The organism is Ktedonobacteraceae bacterium, from assembly GCA_035653615.1.
Classification (GTDB): domain Bacteria; phylum Chloroflexota; class Ktedonobacteria; order Ktedonobacterales; family Ktedonobacteraceae; genus DASRBN01.
Window position 1 is genome coordinate 106801 of the sequence record DASRBN010000041.1, and the last position, 16823, is coordinate 123623.

Sequence of the window (16823 nt, forward strand, 5' to 3'; positions counted from 1 at the left end):
TCCAGGTTCTAGATTATGCCGGCACCGGCCAGATGGCCCTTGCCTTTAAACCATCAGTACTCGCTGGAGCAATTGGGGCATGGGGGCGATTTTTCTTCTCCCCAGCTCTCTGTAAACCAGTACCAGCGCGATCAAGAGGAATAAACCCAGGGCAATAGGGCCGCCCAGCCAGTATTTTACCAGGAAGAACCAGTAGAAAGCCATCGTCGCAAGGAACCCTCCGGTGATGACAAGAGAAAAGAAACCGTAGATGAGATAAACCCACGTATCCCATCGTGATAGGCCAACATTTCCGCTACCCCTTTTAAGGACTATTTTCAGCAAACCTCGCTGCCAGAATTGGTGGGCTTCTTTGCGCAGATCTGCCATGTTCAGGGCATGACTGAGCATGAAATAGCCATCTAATTCAATAAAAGGGACGAAATTGACAAAGATCATCAGATTAAATGAAAGCAACATCAGGGCGCTGATAGTATGCACAAGACTGTGAACGGGCGTGAATGCCCAGAATAGGCCGAAAGGTATGAGTGAAAGGAAGTTCACGAAGATGCCGGCAAATGCGGCATACACGCGGTACCAGCGATTGTGAAAGAGCATGACATCATCGATCTTACAGTAAGGGAAGATGGTAAGGTAACGCCAGACCAATCCCATCTCGCTTACTCCCCCCCCGAATTTTTTGCAGGTCAGGCCATGCGCTGTCTCATGAATGACCGCGAAAATCCATACCAGCATGATGAACAGAATATAGCTCCAGATACCGCCTTGTTCGGGCCAGATACTGGCAACAATAGATGTCAGGTGAAAGCCGATGAAGATCTCAAGCGCGATGACGCATAGGAGAGCAGGCAGTACGAAAGTCCGAGAAAACATAAACTGGAACCAGGGCAAAAGTTTCTCAAGAATCGAGTCCGGCCGTATAAAAGCAAAACGTCGCCGTAGTAACCCGCGGTTTTCGCGCTTTTTACGCTCCGCGAATGCCCTTTTCAGGTCTTCCAGTTTCGCGGTGTCGGCAGTATTCGCGAGTAGCTGGCGCTTCTCAAGGAGGGCAAATAGCCCTGCCCAGGAACCTTCGTTGAGTGGTCGCCCAAATTCAGCAAGATACTCATCGTTCAACTCTTGCAGCGACCGGCTGCCGTCCATTCTGCTGATGAGAAAATGCTCTTTTACTCCAATACGGTAGAACCAGGAAGTAAACGTATCTTTCAAATAAAAGATCGTTTTTCCCCCTGCGCGCAGGGGTGGCCCAAGGAGAATATCATCGCGTATACATGGCCGAAAAGCAATTTGATACTCGGATTGGATCATGGGGCCACCTCCTGAAATGACAAAGTATTTTCCACTTGCGATGCCTGTTGCTGCTCCTCTAAAGCGCGCATCATCAGGTACGCGAGATAAATCTCGTCTGTAATTGAAACGCCCAGGCGATTGTTCGTCATATGAAGGTAACTGGTGAGAAGAATGCTACAGGCTACGGCAGGTTGATCGGGGATATAAGCCTCACCCTGCGTAGTACGCCCCTGGAAAACCAATTTTCGGTCAGCTACCAGATCATCCAGGCGCTCTTTCAATTCACGAATGTGCGCAATCCACTCACGTTCTACCAGTGTTAAAGCTCCAACCTTGTTTTGTATGACATAGCTTTGTATTTCAGTAAGACGCCGCAGTAAATTTGGAGCAACACGCGCGTACTTCTTTTCGAAGTTCGCAGTGAGGTCAGCGCCTTCTTTGGGCCTGCCATAGTTATCCATCCAATACTTACCATAATTGGCGAGGAACTGAACCACCCGCTGCTCATCTTCTAGCAGCCCAAAACAGAGTGGGAGCGCGAGTTGAATCGAGAGGCCTAACAAGATGGAGCGTACATGCAGGTTCGTCGAGCGAATCAGCTCCATGACGATCTCGCTCGATTTCTCGAAGTGCCATTCCGCGACTTCAATACCATCGGAGCCACCGTAGCGACCATATTCTGGCTCGTAGTCGATATAATGCATGGAGTTGTTGGGCCGAATAGGCATTTTTCCCAAAGCGCCATACACCTCATTCCATTTCTCCACGCCATATTCCGTAATATACATGTCCTTATAGAAGGACTGGGCCTTGTCGTTTTCGGCGCTGTAAAGCGCGGGGCGGCGCTTGAGGTAGCCATTGATGACGTTTTCAGCTTCCCGTTTCACATCTTCTTCCGCGACTCCTTCTTCCACAAGCAGGCGCAGACGAATGTGAGGCCCCTCTTGAAAATACCTGATGAAAAAGTATCGGCGTATCATTCCGCGCTTACGCAAGTCAATCACCAGAGGTTCCAACGCTTCTAGCAGCATTGGGTTAGCGTTGCTGGCATAAAAGATATGGATACTGAGCCATTTCTTCGTAGTCATCACTTCCTCCTCAGAAGCGAGTTCATTTCCCAAACAAACTCGCTGACATACGATTGACCGTTATGTTCAAGCCAGAGCTGCTCGTGTCCAGGTAACATTTCACTGATTACGAGGCGCAACGAGGCGTCGCGCGATAGCGCCTCCAGCAACGCAACGGAGAAATAGTTTTCAAAATCGACATACAAGGGCTTGTATGTCGGCATTTTTCCCCTGGGCGGCGGCTCCTCCGCCTGCGGTGTGGCAAGAAGATCACGGGCGAGCGCAGGCGAGACAAAGACCCTGGCCGGCAAGTTCTGTTGCCGCCGCCAGCGCGCCATACGGAAGAAAAAATCTCCATCGGACTCGCCACTTTCACGTTTGGGGAGAGCGTCTGCCCGTACTCTCCACTGAGCGCGTTGAAGGATAAGGTTTTTATAGCGGAGACGTGGATAATACGCGATCGCAGCGCCGGCATCCTGGCGTTTGACACCATTCCATAAATCGATGAAGGACATGGTGCTGTACGAAAAATTCAATAAGACCTGTTGAATTTCCGGCAACGCCATCGGCATCAAGAAGCCGAGGTACAATGGAATAACTTCTTTGCCCAGGCGCTTTGAGCAGAGACGCAGGCAATTGGCATGTACATCGTCCTGAATAGAGAGGTCATCCAGGGGGATTTGTTCCTCTAGCGGCCTGGTGCTGATATCACCTGGGCAGACAAGCTCATAAGCTGTGACCTGAGGATGCAGATTCAAATTGGTTGCGTCGTAGCCACCTTTCAGCTCCGCAAAAACCGCGCCTGGTGGCTGGAGATGTTTCAGATGGGTACGCAAATCGGCCACCAGGTGATGCCCTTCTTCCACGTCAAGGAAATGGGCGAACCGGGAGAACATCACTGTCAGCCCCATATAGATACGGTTGATAATCAATAATCTCTCTCCATCAACATTGGCGAGATGTGAGAAGAGCGTGTGGGAAGACAGGTTACCTGTATTGCCGGGAATGTACGGGAGCACAGACGAGACGAAATCTTCATCCAGGCGAAGTTCCTTGCTCGCGGGTGGCAATTGCTGATAAGCCTTCTGCATATAATCATCAATTGCTTGCTGCGCCGCGTCAATCATCTCGAATTCTGGCTGCTGAAAGTAGTTGATACGACGTGGCCGTTGCTGCTCTTCGTTCCGTTCCGCCGGCATTACTCCGTTCGCTTGCAGGTACTGTTCGAAGAATCCTTGACGAAACTCATAGGCAAAGGATAGGAAGTCATCACAACGCTGCCCCGGGCCATAGCAAGCCTGGAAGTATCCTCGGGTGACAAGTTTTCTGGGCAGATTGACATCGAGTGCGGGCAATACCTGCTGGAGTTCTGCGAAATTCCGCGCAAAATATTCCCAGGCATGTGCATTGATGCGCAACTTCCGGAAAGGCACGGTTGTATCTTCATAGACCAGCGTGCGCGGAATGGGAGTGTTTGCTTGCCCAAGTTCAGTATAACAGGCGCGCACCTGCTGTTTTATGCGCGAAAATAGCTCGCGCCTTTGCGAGACGGGGGCAGTGGCATAGGTTTCAATAGACCGTTCAATCTCACCGAGCAGTTCAGCGACCCGGTCGGTCACTGGCGTGCCAATTGTTCGCAATCCGCGCCGGTAGCTCGCCAGAGGGTAGGGATTGTGAATATCCTGTTGGAGGTCGGGAATGACGAGCAGTCCAAGGCGTAAGAGATGCTGTAGGTACTCGTCAATTTCTTCTTCCGCTCCCTCATACGCAGAGAGGCTACATATGCTGGTGATGATATCCATGTAACGCACCTTGCGATTGCCCATAAATGAGAGCAGCGCGGTCAGGAGTTTGCCCACGGGCAGATAGAAGACATTTTCGTGTACGGTATCAAGGGAAACCGGTGTCTCTTCTTCAACGTCATTGATATCTTGCATACGACGCAGATACCTGATCCGATTATTATGGATATGGTAGCCTGGAGTGATTTGAACTGGAAGGTCTTTCCTGACCGATTGAGTAGAAACGATCAAGGAAGATAGTTTGGATAAGATCGCCATGTTCAGTCGAATAAAGCTCTTCTTCTCTGTACTATCGATCTTATACGTGAGAACGTGATCGCATTCACCTGTACACGCTTCGATAGTACCGGAGCTGACCGTTGTAAATGTGCTAAAAGGGCTTGTCTTACAGGCAGTACGCAAGAGATATTCGACCAATGAACGTTCAGCAGTACGCGCATTGCGATTGAGTTGGGCATTATCGGACGCGAGATAGGCGTCCATGGCCTGCTCAAGCACCGGGCTTGAGAGGAGGATTCCTTTACGAAAGTCCTCTTCATTCACCAATTGCTTGAGTACAGCTCGTTTCTGACGTATCTCCTGCTGGAACAATTCTGAACCTTTTGCGAAGACGTGTTGGTAGCGTTCCCAGATATCAGCCCACTCCTCCAGCCATTCACGTGTAGGAGAGGAAAGCCCGACAGCAAGACCCCTGATGGCTACGAAGTCGGTAAACTGGCGCATATTAAAAACATCGCGCTTCAAATTAATCAGTTTGCGCCTCATCGATACCTGTTCTTTGCAAATATTCACTTCTTCATGCAAAGCGTCAACGAGCCGGTCTTTACGCTCTATAAGCGCCTGCTCGAGTGTCAATAGCGTCTCTATCCACACGCCCGTTTGTTCAAAGCGTAAATCGTCCACCACATTCATAGGTAATCCCCCTACACGGAGCAGGAAACGGGGTGTGATGATACGCTGAATATATGTGGACTCAGCCTTTTGAATGAACACTGCCATAGGTATCTCCTCTTCTAAAAAGGTTATTCGTTCAAACACGGGTGAGAAGCCCCACCCCTGGGGCAGGATGAATCTGGCCCCCACCTTCCCTCACTGGATGAAGAGGCTAGAAGAACTGGCCCGCGAAGTTCCCATTGCTGGCCGGCCCATTTCCTATCATGAGAAAGAGAAATGATCGCTGATCCGTCCCATCGAGGCCAAGAGCCGCATTGAGTGCGATGTTGTCAAAACCGAGAGCAGCGCCACAGTTAAAAGAGAGAGATGTGGCGGCCATGTAGATGCTCTGCGCCATGAGACCAACTTCGGCATTGATAATGCGCACTCCGCGATTGCCATATATCTCCAGCATCCTTTCCGGCCTGCCAACGATAACGACTAAAGCGGCAATTTCGGAAAGGTTATAGTTCTGTAAAAAGTAATTCTCCTGGAGGAAGAGGGAAAAATCCTGCTTCACTACGTGCCAGAGCGAGTGACGTTGCCAATCATAGGCATAGACCCCCTTTTCCAACCCACTTACATTGTTGACAAACGCCATCAAGCGCGTGAAATGCGGCAGGCCATCGTTCGCTTTGAGGTCTGACCTATAGCTTCCGCTGGCCGAGGCAAAATAGAGCAACGTGGAGAACTGCTCCAGGGTAAGCGGTACATGACTGGAAAAACGCCCAAAGCTGGACTTACGTTTTTGAAATGTGTCTATGATATTTTTCTGCAATAGATCTCTAGCAGGCTCAGGAAGAACTATCTTCACGCCGGAAGTTGCGAACTCATCACAACTTGCCTGGTAAGCGTCTTTGCTATCTGGTCGCCGTTCATCATCAATCAAAGCAGCTTGATGCACCTCTTCTACCCACGAAAATCTGATAAGTTCCTTCGAGCGCTGAAAGCTCTTTTTGTCTACTAATGGCCCCTGGAGCTTTTCGACAGGAGCAGGCGCGATACCCTGATTACTGAGCGCCACGTCCAGGGGGAGTGGTATTACAGCAAAGACACTTTCGAGGAAGGTTTCCAGCCCAAGCATACGATTACATTCTTCATCTGGAAACCAGAAAAGGAACGGGAAGTCCGAGCCAAACCCGATTGCCATTAGACGCAAAGAACAGAGCAAAGCCCCTAAATCTTCTGTCACGACATGATAACAAAAGGAATTGTATTTAAACGAATTTTTCCAGAAATTGAGCGATATGAAGAGGAACTGGTTGGTACTCATGGCCGCAGGATGCTCCCCGAGAGCTGCCTGGATTCGCCTGGTAATATCGCCTGTGTAGAGGCGAGCCATGGCGTGATGGCCATTATCGTAGTGATAGATGCCAGGTTGCAATGGCCCTCCTGCTCCACAGGCCCAGAAGATTTCCGTGGGATACATTCCGCCACCAGAAGCGGTCCCACGTCCAAGGGTGGCACGAAAGTATTTGGCTCGCTCGAACGCATCACCATTCCAGTTCACATCCAGACGACGATTGATAGCGCCATGTGCCAGCAGCAGAATGGTGGAAAATTCTTCATATGTCAGGCGTTTGTGAGCCGTTGGGAGCTTCTCCATACGTTCCAACGCAGTAGCCATTGAGGAAAACGCCGGCGGAAAGGCAGCGGGCAGAGGGATTCGTTCTACATCCTGGTAAATCTTGAAACGAGAGGGCTGATCATCCCAATTGGGATGAAAATCCTTCGGTTCCATAGCATTTCTCGCGCGCCGGAAGACAGCTTCTAAGTAATCTCTACTGGTCTGGATATCCTGGTTCACCATGATAATTTCCCTCTCTGGCGAGGACAGGCACAAGGCGCTGTCCCTACTGCTCAATAACAGGTTTTTATGGAAATGGATGAGGAATAATATCCTCCATATGGAGTTCAAAATCAGTTTCTCGATAGCCCATGGCACGCGGAACTGTACGAAGCCGCGGAAGTCGCCCGACACGTGCCTTGTGCCAGCCAAAGTCAACGGGTAGGAGTCCGGGTACAATCACACAGACAGTGCACAGCCCGCTACGAGATTGTTCTGGGCAGGTCTGATCAACGACGATCACGTCCATCCCCAGCTGCATGATCTTCTCAATACAGAAAAGCACATCGTCACGCAGGTCCTGGTTGTGCGGGCGCATATCTTCCCAATCACGATAGCTTTCTTCTAAAGAGCGGCATACCGGGTTCTGGAAAAGGAACCTGTCATGTACTTCCATTTCGGGAAGGCCATGGAGCAATGAATGATGTTTTAATTCCTGAATTTTAGAAAAGTCCTGCATCATTTCGCGCGCGGCCTGTAGATTTTTTTCTACCCTTTGGGAGAAATCAGGAACAAAGCAGGCGATTTCACAGAGCGCGCCTCGCACAGCATCTTCAGGCTCAAAACCGGCTCCGGCAGCGAGACAAATGTTACCCAGCCCTGGCGTCCTGAGTTTCGCGACACCCAAAATGGAAGGAATAGGTATATCGAGGCGCATATCAAACAGGTAAAGATCATAGCCGAGCTTCTCAATACCTTCAAGAACAAAGAGGGTCTCCGGGCTAGAACAACTGCGCGGATCAATTTTGGGTGGCGAGAGCCTGGCGTACCAGGTTAGCATAAAAGCATCGCGCTCGATAAGTTCCAATAACCCATGGAAAATAGCCTCTTCAAGATTACTCCCCACAGCACATCCGTTGGAGCATTCCTGAACGAAGGCAGGACGATCAATGTGATAATCCAGGTAATAGACGAGTTGTTCCGGCACGAGAATTGGTCTGGCTTGCCGGAAAGAGTATCCCCATACCCAGGGTATTTTCAACTGCGGTGTGAAAGGCACATAAAGCGGAAACTTCTCTCGATAAAGGATTTCTTCATACACTCCACACTCACGCGGGTCAAGAGCATCAGAGCCGAGATTTTCATAGCAATCGGTAACAGCAATGCCTTTCCCATGTGATGAATGCCCGGCATAACGCTCTATTCCTTCTAAAAATCCCAGATATAAGCTCTGGTGATACCGGTTTCCATGGCCGCTCCACCACGCTTCGTGGCTGGCAAATCTGCTGCGCACATGGAAAACACCTGTCATTGGGGCCGAAAGCGTGTTTTTCAAGTCGGCATAAACATCTGGCCCAAGAACACCACAGAGAGGATTAAGTAAACCTGACACAGGCAAATCATACTCTACCGCTTTGACAAGGCGATACGTGGAAATATCGGGTTTTGGGCACGAAGATAATGCTATCGTGGCTGCCTCAGGCGTATCAGGGGTGAGCGTTGCACAGATAGGACAGGAGGAATCCTGTAGCAAATGGTAGCGGGCAAGTGAGAGTGTGTTTAGATTGAGGACGTAAAAAGCATATTCACCATTTGTGGGAACAGTTGGCACATGACGAAGTGCTTTAACCATTGCCGCCCAGATACTGTCTAAGACGAAAGGCGTCAAAAATGGATTATGCCCATGGGAGATGAAGTGCGGCGAGTAACGGAGCGTTATCTGCTCCTCTTTAGGTCTATTGCTGTACCAGCGCCTCTCTATACAGTGCGGGCAGGGGTTATCAGGCCATGTTGGAATGTAAAGCGGGCCAAGTATCAGGCGGTCATAAAAGAGCCTGAGCGGGTAGGTTATTCTTCCTTTCCATGCAGGAGCAGGCTGTGTAACTGCTTCAAAATCTTCAAGCCCCAGCAGGCCCAGACTAATGGTCAGATCAGAGATACTGGCAGGAAGTTCCAGGTCATTCCAAAGGTTCATGCGTTCGATCAATCCCTGCTTGATGCGCGCTAAGTCCTCGTCTGATGAAGAAACAGTCGAAGAAATTTCAAAGTGGATGCTGGTTCGCTGCTCCAGATCTAACAAAGTTACTACTCCGTTCTTCAATAAAGGCTATGACCAATTCGCGAGATAAAAAGGGACACAACATGTAAGTAAGCCTGCAAAGTTGCACTACGAAATTTCTATGAAGCGCCGCTTGCGATAAATTCGACTCTGATTTGCCGGTGAGGGTAGTTCTTCTCGATTGAGAAGAACTACCCAGGAACCTCATTATGGAGAAGCAGCAGGAACTGGACCTTTTCACGACCCTCCCGGTGGGGATTGAAACTAGCAATTAACCACTACTGCTGCTGCTGGTAGCATAACAACTACAGGCGCTACAACTGCAGCTACAGCAGCTACTACAGCTACAACTACTCGTAGCAGTTGTGCTACCACAGCTACAGGAACAGGAACAGGAGCCAACATTTTGTTGTACATCAACAAGATCCTCGACCTCGAAGGTCTCTATATCCAGTTGATGCAACTCCTCCTTTATCCCGTCCACTCGCCCTACCACGAGGAATTTCTCTGCAAGCATGATAAGACTCCTCTCATCAAACTCAAGTTGCCATCTCGGCAAACTCCATTTTCTCAAACTTACCAACAACTACAGCTGCAACAACTACTGCAACTCGTACTGCAAGTGCTGCTACAGCTACAACTACAACCGGTAGTGCTGCTGCAACTGGTACTGGAAGAACCACCCGCGGAATCTTCTCCTAGATCAAGGAAGTCCTCAATTTCGAAGGTCTCAGCATCCAGCTGGTGTAACTCCTCTTGTATCTCTTCACTAAGCAATTTCTCTGCCAGCAAGGCAATGCTCCTCTCGGTACACACAAGCTGCCATTCCGGCAAACTCTCCTTTTTTGTACTTAGATGCAGCTTGTGCTCGTGCTGCAACAACTACTGCAGCTTGTACTACAAGTGCTGCTGCAACTACAACTACAACTACTGGTGCTACTACAACTGGTACTCGAGGAACCATCAGCAGGGGTTTGTCCCAGATCAAGGAAATCCTCAACTTCGAAGGTTTCGGCCTCTAGCTGGTGCAGTTCCTCTTTGATCTCTTCGCCAAGTAATTTCTCTGCAAGCATGTCAATATTCCCCTTATTACTCGTCCGGTGCGAAGGTTTCATGTCCTATGCCGATGCTTTGCGCCGTATTCGACTTATACGCCTGGCTCCTCAGCCCCGGTTAGCTCACCTGATCTCACCAGTAACTACCTCACACCGGACTGGCGAACTTCTTATGGGAAACAACTACATGCGCTACTACTGCAGCTGCAAGTGCTGCTGCAGCTACAACTACAACTGGTAGTGCTGCCACAGCTCGTGCTTGAGCTTGAAGTGGCACTTGGAGCAGATTGATCTACATCAACGAAATCTTCGACCTCGAAGGTTTCCGTATCTAGCTGGTGCAGTTCCTCTTTGATCTCTTCGCCAAGTAATTTCTCCGCAAGCATGTGATACTCCTCTCAACAATATCAAGCTGCCATTCCGGCAAACTCTTACAGCCATTAAGGATGCCAACAACTACAACTACAGCAGCTGCTGCAACTGCAACTACAGCAACTGCTGCAACTTGTACTACTGCTGGTGGTACTGCCACAACTGGTACTACAACTGCTACAGCTACTTATTGCAGTTTGTTCCAGGTCGAGCAGATCCTCGACCTCAAAAGTTTCAGCATCCAGCTGGTGCAGTTCCTCTTTGATCTCTTCGACAACTAACTTCTCTGCCAGCACGGCAACGCTCCTCTCATTAACCTCAAGCTGCCAACCGGCAAACTCACTTCCTTAAAAGTGCCAGCAACTACAACTGCAACAACTACTGCTGCTGCAACTACAGCAACTACTGCAGCTTGTACTACTGCTGGTGGTGCTACCACAACTGGTACTGCAACTACTGGAAGTACTCGCAGCAGTTTGTTCCAGGTCGAGCAGATCCTCGACCTCGAAGGTCTCAGCATCTAGCTGGTGCAGTTCCTCTCGTACCTCTTCAATGAGTAACTTCTCTGCCAACACGTCAAAACTCCTCTATCAGTCTGGGGGATGTCATTACTGAATAGAAAACCAGGAACTTCCCTCAACGCCATATGTTCTTTTAGAAGCCATAGCCTCCTTTCCGAGCCGAGGAAAAGTCGCCATTCTTTTCATCGCTCAGGATTTCATCCATTTCATATTCATTCGGGTAATTGGGGAACAGTTCGCGCGAGCAAAACAGTTCCGCTTATGAACGGCCCTTTCTCCCAGATATCGTTGGTTGTCAAATTGATAAAGAGAGCCTCCTTTCCCTTTTCTCGCAGGTAGTAGTTCACATCTTCTAGCGAATAGGTGGGTTTACTATATCCATTGGATACAGCACTGCTATGGATGAAATCGGAATGGAGAGAAAAGCCGGGAATTAGATTTTCATCCAGCACCGGTATATTTCCTTCATATTTGAGATGCTGTAACTGCCCAACCAGGCTTGTGAATACTTTTTTCAGGGCATCAATCGAGGATAGTCCGAAGCCAACAGATGTAATCGGTTTTTCCGCCGTATCGGTCGTACAGGCCACGACGAGATGCAGCGGCGCTTCCGTCTGAACCCCTAGCAGGGAGAAGGTGCGATCAAAATGTGATGCGCAGCGGACTAAATAAGTGAGAGTAGGGTCCATTTCTTCCCATGTAGCAATCTCCAGCCTCTCAACGCCAACGCTTCCTTGTATGACGCCTTGAAGTTCCTCATAAGCCAGTGCCGACAGCATGCCCTGTGCTACCACATCAGCGAAGTTGATAGCAGCCGCAGATCCAGCCGTCGTCATCTCAAAAAGATGACTCCGGTTGAGCCATGTGAACGGATAGGCAGCAGCTGCCGGTACGTAATGAAGGCTTTGCGAGAACAGACCATAAGCAGGCACCCACTCGCAGATCATCTCGGCCTTGAAAGAGGGCGAGCCGGACCAGGTGCCTAGCCGGTGGGCGGGAATCGCGTGTATTCCGCGCTCTTCTAATGCCTGTAAACTACTCACTAACAGAGCGCGTTTATCCGGCAAGCTCTGCGTATAGCGGAGTAGAGCTTCCTGCATAGCAAAGATGCGGGCTTCTTGTAGCGTCTCAGTACTATATGTGGTTACAGCAATATTTTTCGCAAGCGGAGACGCTGGGGAAGCAGTTTCTAGATGGCTAACTTTCAAGGGTACCTGGGTGAGCTTATCATCCCTGAATTCTTTGAAGATACCTGTCCACTTATTGAGAAGTGCAGTCACTTGATGATACAGGTCTTCTTGAGTAGCAAATTCCTTGTCGTGTTTCCCCGCTACACTTTCCTGGAGCCGGGCTATAGCGGTACCGGTACTTTCATGAGAGCATTCCGGGCAAAGGGGATGGGGTATGACGCCGGCAGCATATGACTCCAGGGTTTCGAGGTCCTGCAAAATAATACCATTTCGCGTTTCCGGCGGCAGCGATTGAGTAAAAAACTTGAACAGTTCAAAAGCTAAGCCATTGCCAACGCGCCAGGCCTGTGGAAGAAAAAAGTTGCTTACATCGCCGCCAAAAGCTTTTCCTAAAGCTAATTCTCTCCATAGTGCGGCGTTAAACTTCTCATCAACATTGATAGACAGCCGCAACAACGCGCAAAGCCAGCATGGCATTCCTTGCGTTTCAACCAGGGGACCTAAAATGGCTTTTTCCCCAAAAACGGCTGCCGGGAGGAAAGGAATGCCTTCGCGGAGGCAGCGCCGTTGCCACAGGAGAACATCATCCATTGAACTGTCATCTGAGCAATAAACTATGATTCGAAAATCGTTCAAATGAATAGAAGCCTCAGGAGCATTCCTATCAATACGTGTAATTTTCGCCTCAATGCCTTGCTGATTCAGCGCTTCAACTTCTTTTTCTAGCGCACTGCGAGAACCGGGGGGCATTTCACCGGCAGAGGTGAGGAAAATTTCTTGTACCCCATTACGGACGAGGGCGGTTGCCAGAGCAAGGTTGGCTTCCCCGGAACCAATAAGTAATATGCGGCTCTCGCGAAACGATTTAAAACGCTCTAGCGGATGATCAACAAAATGATCGATAAACTCGATTTGCGATTTGAAATAGTCTTGTACCCTGTTAGCCAGCAGACCTGGATCTTCAGGAATGCTGTCCTTTACCACTCCTCTATGCATAAGTGTCGTGACGAGTTGGACCACAAGATCACGCTGCCCTGCTTCGAGTCCATCACAAATCGCATCTAACGTATGCTCACCCGTCATAAAAGGGCTAAGTGCTGAAAGCCAACGATAGACAGATTTACCTTTCAGCATGAATGCGGTTTTGTCACTACGAACAAATACACCATCCTGCGTTTGAAAAAAAACGGAGTCTTGCTTGAGCTTGGGACGCATTGTAAGAGAAGTGTTCATGATCGACCTCTTTCACCGGTAGCACTGTTGTATCTTATGCAGAACAAGGAAGCAAGGGAATTTCACTATTCATACTCATAATTATACTGAGTGGTAGGACTTGATGAGATAGTTATTGACCGACTTTACCGGGAACTCATCAACGTTTTTTTGGGGAACCGAAGATGCAATAGAGGTAAATGCCGACCAGGCCCTGATTTTTGTCTTGAAAGAAATGAGCAGTTCAAATGATCTTTTGATCTTCTGAACTGCTATTGTAATTGCTGTGATACAAACGCCATGAACGCTATTTCATGATCGGATATGCAAAAACCGGGTGCTAGTGCTAGCAGCCCATCTCTATGCTAGAGAACTGGTAGTGACAATGAGGTTGCTCTCAACAGCGGTTTCACAATATCGACGCAATTGTCCCGTGTTCAACCCATAAAACGGCAAAGTATATCTCCGTTACTTCAAAAGGGAAGGTGAAGCGGGTTCCTCGATGCTCGCAACAAGCGGTGTGATATGCGCAGTATGCCACTGTGGCACATATATGTTTCGCCGGACACCCTTTTTCCCCGTAGAAAGTTTCTGGGAGACAGATAGCCTGTAGAAGCGAGAGTTTGACAGGTAAGCACGTACTTTTCTCCTCCCGCGGTAAGAGAAAAGTTTTGTTTTTACCGGTCAGGAAAAGGCAAAAAGCTTCTTAACAGCCTATTTACTTTGCATCCAGCAATTTGGCGAAAAGTTACTGGATAGGTTCCAAAGGGCCGAACGAACAATCTACAGGAAGGAGTATAACCGGCAATATCTGTGTTTGTCAATGCTGTTGAGTAGGAATATATTCTTTTCGGTCTAAAAGACAAGTTTATTTTAGCGAATCTTTTCGCTTTTCTTGAGAAAAGGATAAAGGGTCTTGATTTTTTACAATTCTTTAGGTTACAATGGTTGCTGGGGGGAATAAATGATTTTCGCGTGTCTCGCCAACACATAAGCATTACGCTGGTAAAACGTCTCTTCGTGAGGCAATTCAATCCGGGTATCTGGGTATCCATCTATCTGCCAGGCTGCTGACCAGGTAACCTTTAACTCCGCGTCAACTTCATTGTCAAATTGATATGTTAGCTTCGTAGTTTCTAGTGACCAAGTTAGAAAGGATAGGCGCTCTCCTATGTCTATTAGTGACATCGCCACTGTGTCCCCAGGTGAACATGTTGCCCTTTGCGAGAGCATGTACCGCCTGCTCCAGTGCGACTTTAGCCTGCATGTCAATACCGAGACCCGTATTATCAGTGTGCTGCATGAGCAACCGGCCAGTATTCTCACGCAACAACAGTTTACCCGCAATGAATGGCTCCTGCTACTCGTCCTGCTGCACAATTATCCCTATTATGCCCCCCACGAAATGTTGCTAGCAAGTATTACCACTTTACCTATTGAGGCCTGCCGCAAACGTCTTCAGGATGCTCGCCGGCTAGGAGCTGAGGAACTACGGCGCGAGCTTAAACCGGTCTACCGAGCGATCTGTCATATTCGCACCAAACTCAGCAAATTGCATCCTACTTTGAAAGTCTCGCTTGTACGCGATGGCGGATACCTGCTGACTGCACCTTTTCAGGGAGACCACACCTTATAAGCAATATGCTATTACCTGTTAGAGCCGTATTCAGAATCCCCCTGACTGGAGGGCGACGGCTCAGGGCACAGGATCAGGTGCGGCAAGTTCCTAAGCAGTTTGTACATCTTTTGTAAAGAGGCGCGTCCAGGTAAGTTCATTCTTCCACTACATCCCCATCCTGGGCCGGTACTGCACCGCCTCCGCTACATGGTTAGCGGCAATCGTCTCGCTTGCGGCCAGGTCTGCTATCGTCCGTGCCAGTTTCAAGACGCGATGGTAGGCTCTAGCGGATAGATGCAGTTGCTGCACCGCCGCCTTCAACAGCTTCTCGCCTGAAGCATCCGTCTGGCAGAAATCGCGCACCTCCGTTGGTCCCATCTCTGCATTACAGGTCAACTTCGTGCCCTTGAAGCGCTCCAACTGGCGTTCTCTGGCCGCCTGCACGCGCTGACGAATCATTTCTGAGGTCTCCACCTGCCGTTTGTCAGCCAGTTTCTCATAATCTACTCGTGGCACCTCCACATGGATATCGATGCGGTCGAGCAAGGGGCCGCTGATTTTCTTCTGATAGCGAGCAATTGCCATCGCTGAGCAGGTACATTCTTTGACCGGGTCGCCATAAAAGCCACAGGGGCACGGATTCATGGCGCCGATGAGCATAAAGTTCGCCGGATAGGTAATCGTACCTTGAGCGCGGGAGATGGTGACAACCTTGTCTTCCAGGGGCTGGCGCAGGACTTCCAGCACGTTCTGGCCAAATTCGGGCAACTCATCTAAAAAGAGCACGCCGCGATGCGCCAGGCTAATCTCTCCTGGACGCGGCATACGACCACCTCCTACCAGGCCCGCGTGACTGATGGTATGATGCGGAGCGCGAAAGGGACGCTGGAGCACAAGTGGGACATCCGAGGGCAACATGCCACTGACACTGTAGATTTTGGTGACCTCGAGCGCTTCCTCGAAGACCATGCGTGGCAGGATAGACGGGGTTGCACGCGCCAGCAAGGTCTTGCCGGAGCCAGGAGGGCCGCTCATCAATAAATTGTGCCCACCACTGGCCGCGACTTCTAAGGCACGTTTGACATGCTCCTGGCCCCGCACAGATGCCATATCATGCGCATAGAATCCAGGGTCGGCATGCTCTAGAATGCGCGGGTCCGCGATATAGGGTTCAATCTGACGGTCGCCGTTGAGGTGAGCCACCAGTTGGCCCAACGTCTCAACCGGATAGATGGTCACTTCCTGCACCAGAGCCGCTTCCATCGCATCGCTGGCCGGCACAAAGACGGCCTTGACCTGCTTCTCACGCGCCAGAGCGACCATCGGTAAAATACCATTGGTGTGGCGCAGGCTGCCATCCAATGAAAGCTCTCCCAGGAAGAGGTATGCTTCTGCCGCCTGCTCATCCAGGTTGATCTGGCCCGAGGCAATTAATATACCTATGGCTATAGGAAGATCATACGAGGGACCCTCTTTGCGCAGATCGGCAGGGGCCAGGTTAACGGTGATTCGCTTGAAAGGGAACAGGCAGCCGCTATTCTTGATCGCGGAACGCACGCGTTCGCGGGATTCATTGACAGCCGCATCGGGCAGACCAACAATGGTAAAAGCTGCCAGGCCATTGGAGAGATCCACTTCCACTTCCACGATGGCTCCCTCCAGTCCGATGACCGCGCAGCTTTGAATCTTTGCCAACATAGTCAAGACGCCTCCACAACGTATTTCTCATGCATTATGCCTGAGTTCGCGGAAAAATGCAAGATGTTATGGCATCATGGCAGGGCTTGTGAATGATTGCTGGCCTCCTTTGAGAGAAGTGAGGAGAGCAAGCGCTTGTTGAGGACAGGAGGCGAAATGGCGCCGGGTCTGCCGAATGTGGCAGGAACCAGAGCGGTGGATCAAAGTGATCGCGAGATTG

At 49.9% G+C, this 16823-nt stretch carries 9 protein-coding genes; 1 reads left to right on the forward strand and 8 read right to left on the reverse strand.

Annotation, left to right across the window (positions count from 1 at the left end; translation table 11 throughout):
- Positions 1–45 precede the first annotated feature (45 nt).
- From VFA09_25455 to VFA09_25485, 7 genes are all read right to left on the reverse strand, one after another.
- Complete coding sequence (locus VFA09_25455; GenBank protein ID HZU70646.1) at positions 46–1308, reverse strand: M50 family metallopeptidase; 1263 nt, start codon at positions 1306–1308, stop codon at positions 46–48.
- Positions 1305–2378 (reverse strand): lantibiotic dehydratase C-terminal domain-containing protein, encoded by a 1074-nt coding sequence (locus VFA09_25460; protein ID HZU70647.1) that lies wholly within the window; start codon positions 2376–2378, stop codon positions 1305–1307. Before VFA09_25460 ends, VFA09_25455 begins: the two co-directional genes overlap by 4 nt.
- Entirely contained in the window at positions 2378–5158 is a 2781-nt protein-coding gene (locus VFA09_25465; protein HZU70648.1) for a lantibiotic dehydratase, read from the reverse strand. Before VFA09_25465 ends, VFA09_25460 begins: the two co-directional genes overlap by 1 nt.
- Positions 5159–5264: 106 nt before the next feature.
- Positions 5265–6902 (reverse strand): SagB/ThcOx family dehydrogenase, encoded by a 1638-nt coding sequence (locus VFA09_25470; protein HZU70649.1) that lies wholly within the window; start codon positions 6900–6902, stop codon positions 5265–5267.
- Between the two features lie 64 nt (positions 6903–6966).
- Positions 6967–8958 carry a TOMM precursor leader peptide-binding protein gene (locus VFA09_25475; GenBank protein ID HZU70650.1) on the reverse strand — a complete coding sequence of 664 codons (1992 nt, stop codon included), beginning with the start codon at positions 8956–8958 and terminating at the stop codon, positions 6967–6969.
- 1753 nt (positions 8959–10711) lie between these two features.
- Entirely contained in the window at positions 10712–10939 is a 228-nt protein-coding gene (locus VFA09_25480; GenBank protein HZU70651.1) for a hypothetical protein, read from the reverse strand.
- Positions 10940–11097: 158 nt separating this feature from the next.
- A complete protein-coding gene (locus tag VFA09_25485; protein HZU70652.1) occupies positions 11098–13290 on the reverse strand; it encodes a TOMM precursor leader peptide-binding protein in 2193 nt (730 codons plus the stop codon).
- 1168 nt (positions 13291–14458) lie between these two features.
- On the opposite strand from VFA09_25485, the gene VFA09_25490 reads away from it, so the two are divergent.
- On the forward strand, positions 14459–14923 hold the full coding sequence (locus tag VFA09_25490; protein HZU70653.1) for a hypothetical protein: 465 nt from the start codon (positions 14459–14461) through the stop codon (positions 14921–14923).
- Between the two features lie 147 nt (positions 14924–15070).
- Here VFA09_25490 and VFA09_25495 read toward each other — a convergent pair whose 3' ends face one another.
- On the reverse strand, positions 15071–16603 hold the full coding sequence (locus VFA09_25495) for a YifB family Mg chelatase-like AAA ATPase (protein ID HZU70654.1): 1533 nt from the start codon (positions 16601–16603) through the stop codon (positions 15071–15073).
- Positions 16604–16823 lie beyond the last annotated feature (220 nt).

Excerpts from the sequence above, each read along its gene's own strand:
- VFA09_25470 (HZU70649.1), bottom strand. The coding sequence starts at position 6,902 with ATGGTGAACCAGGATATCCAGACCAGTAGAGATTACTTAGAAGCTGTC.
- VFA09_25485 (HZU70652.1), bottom strand. The coding sequence starts at position 13,290 with ATGCGTCCCAAGCTCAAGCAAGACTCCGTTTTTTTTCAAACGCAGGAT.
- VFA09_25465 (HZU70648.1), bottom strand. The coding sequence starts at position 5,158 with ATGGCAGTGTTCATTCAAAAGGCTGAGTCCACATATATTCAGCGTATC.
- VFA09_25490 (HZU70653.1), top strand. The coding sequence starts at position 14,459 with ATGTCTATTAGTGACATCGCCACTGTGTCCCCAGGTGAACATGTTGCC.
- VFA09_25460 (HZU70647.1), bottom strand. The coding sequence starts at position 2,378 with ATGACTACGAAGAAATGGCTCAGTATCCATATCTTTTATGCCAGCAAC.
- VFA09_25495 (HZU70654.1), bottom strand. The coding sequence starts at position 16,603 with ATGTTGGCAAAGATTCAAAGCTGCGCGGTCATCGGACTGGAGGGAGCC.
- VFA09_25455 (HZU70646.1), bottom strand. The coding sequence starts at position 1,308 with ATGATCCAATCCGAGTATCAAATTGCTTTTCGGCCATGTATACGCGAT.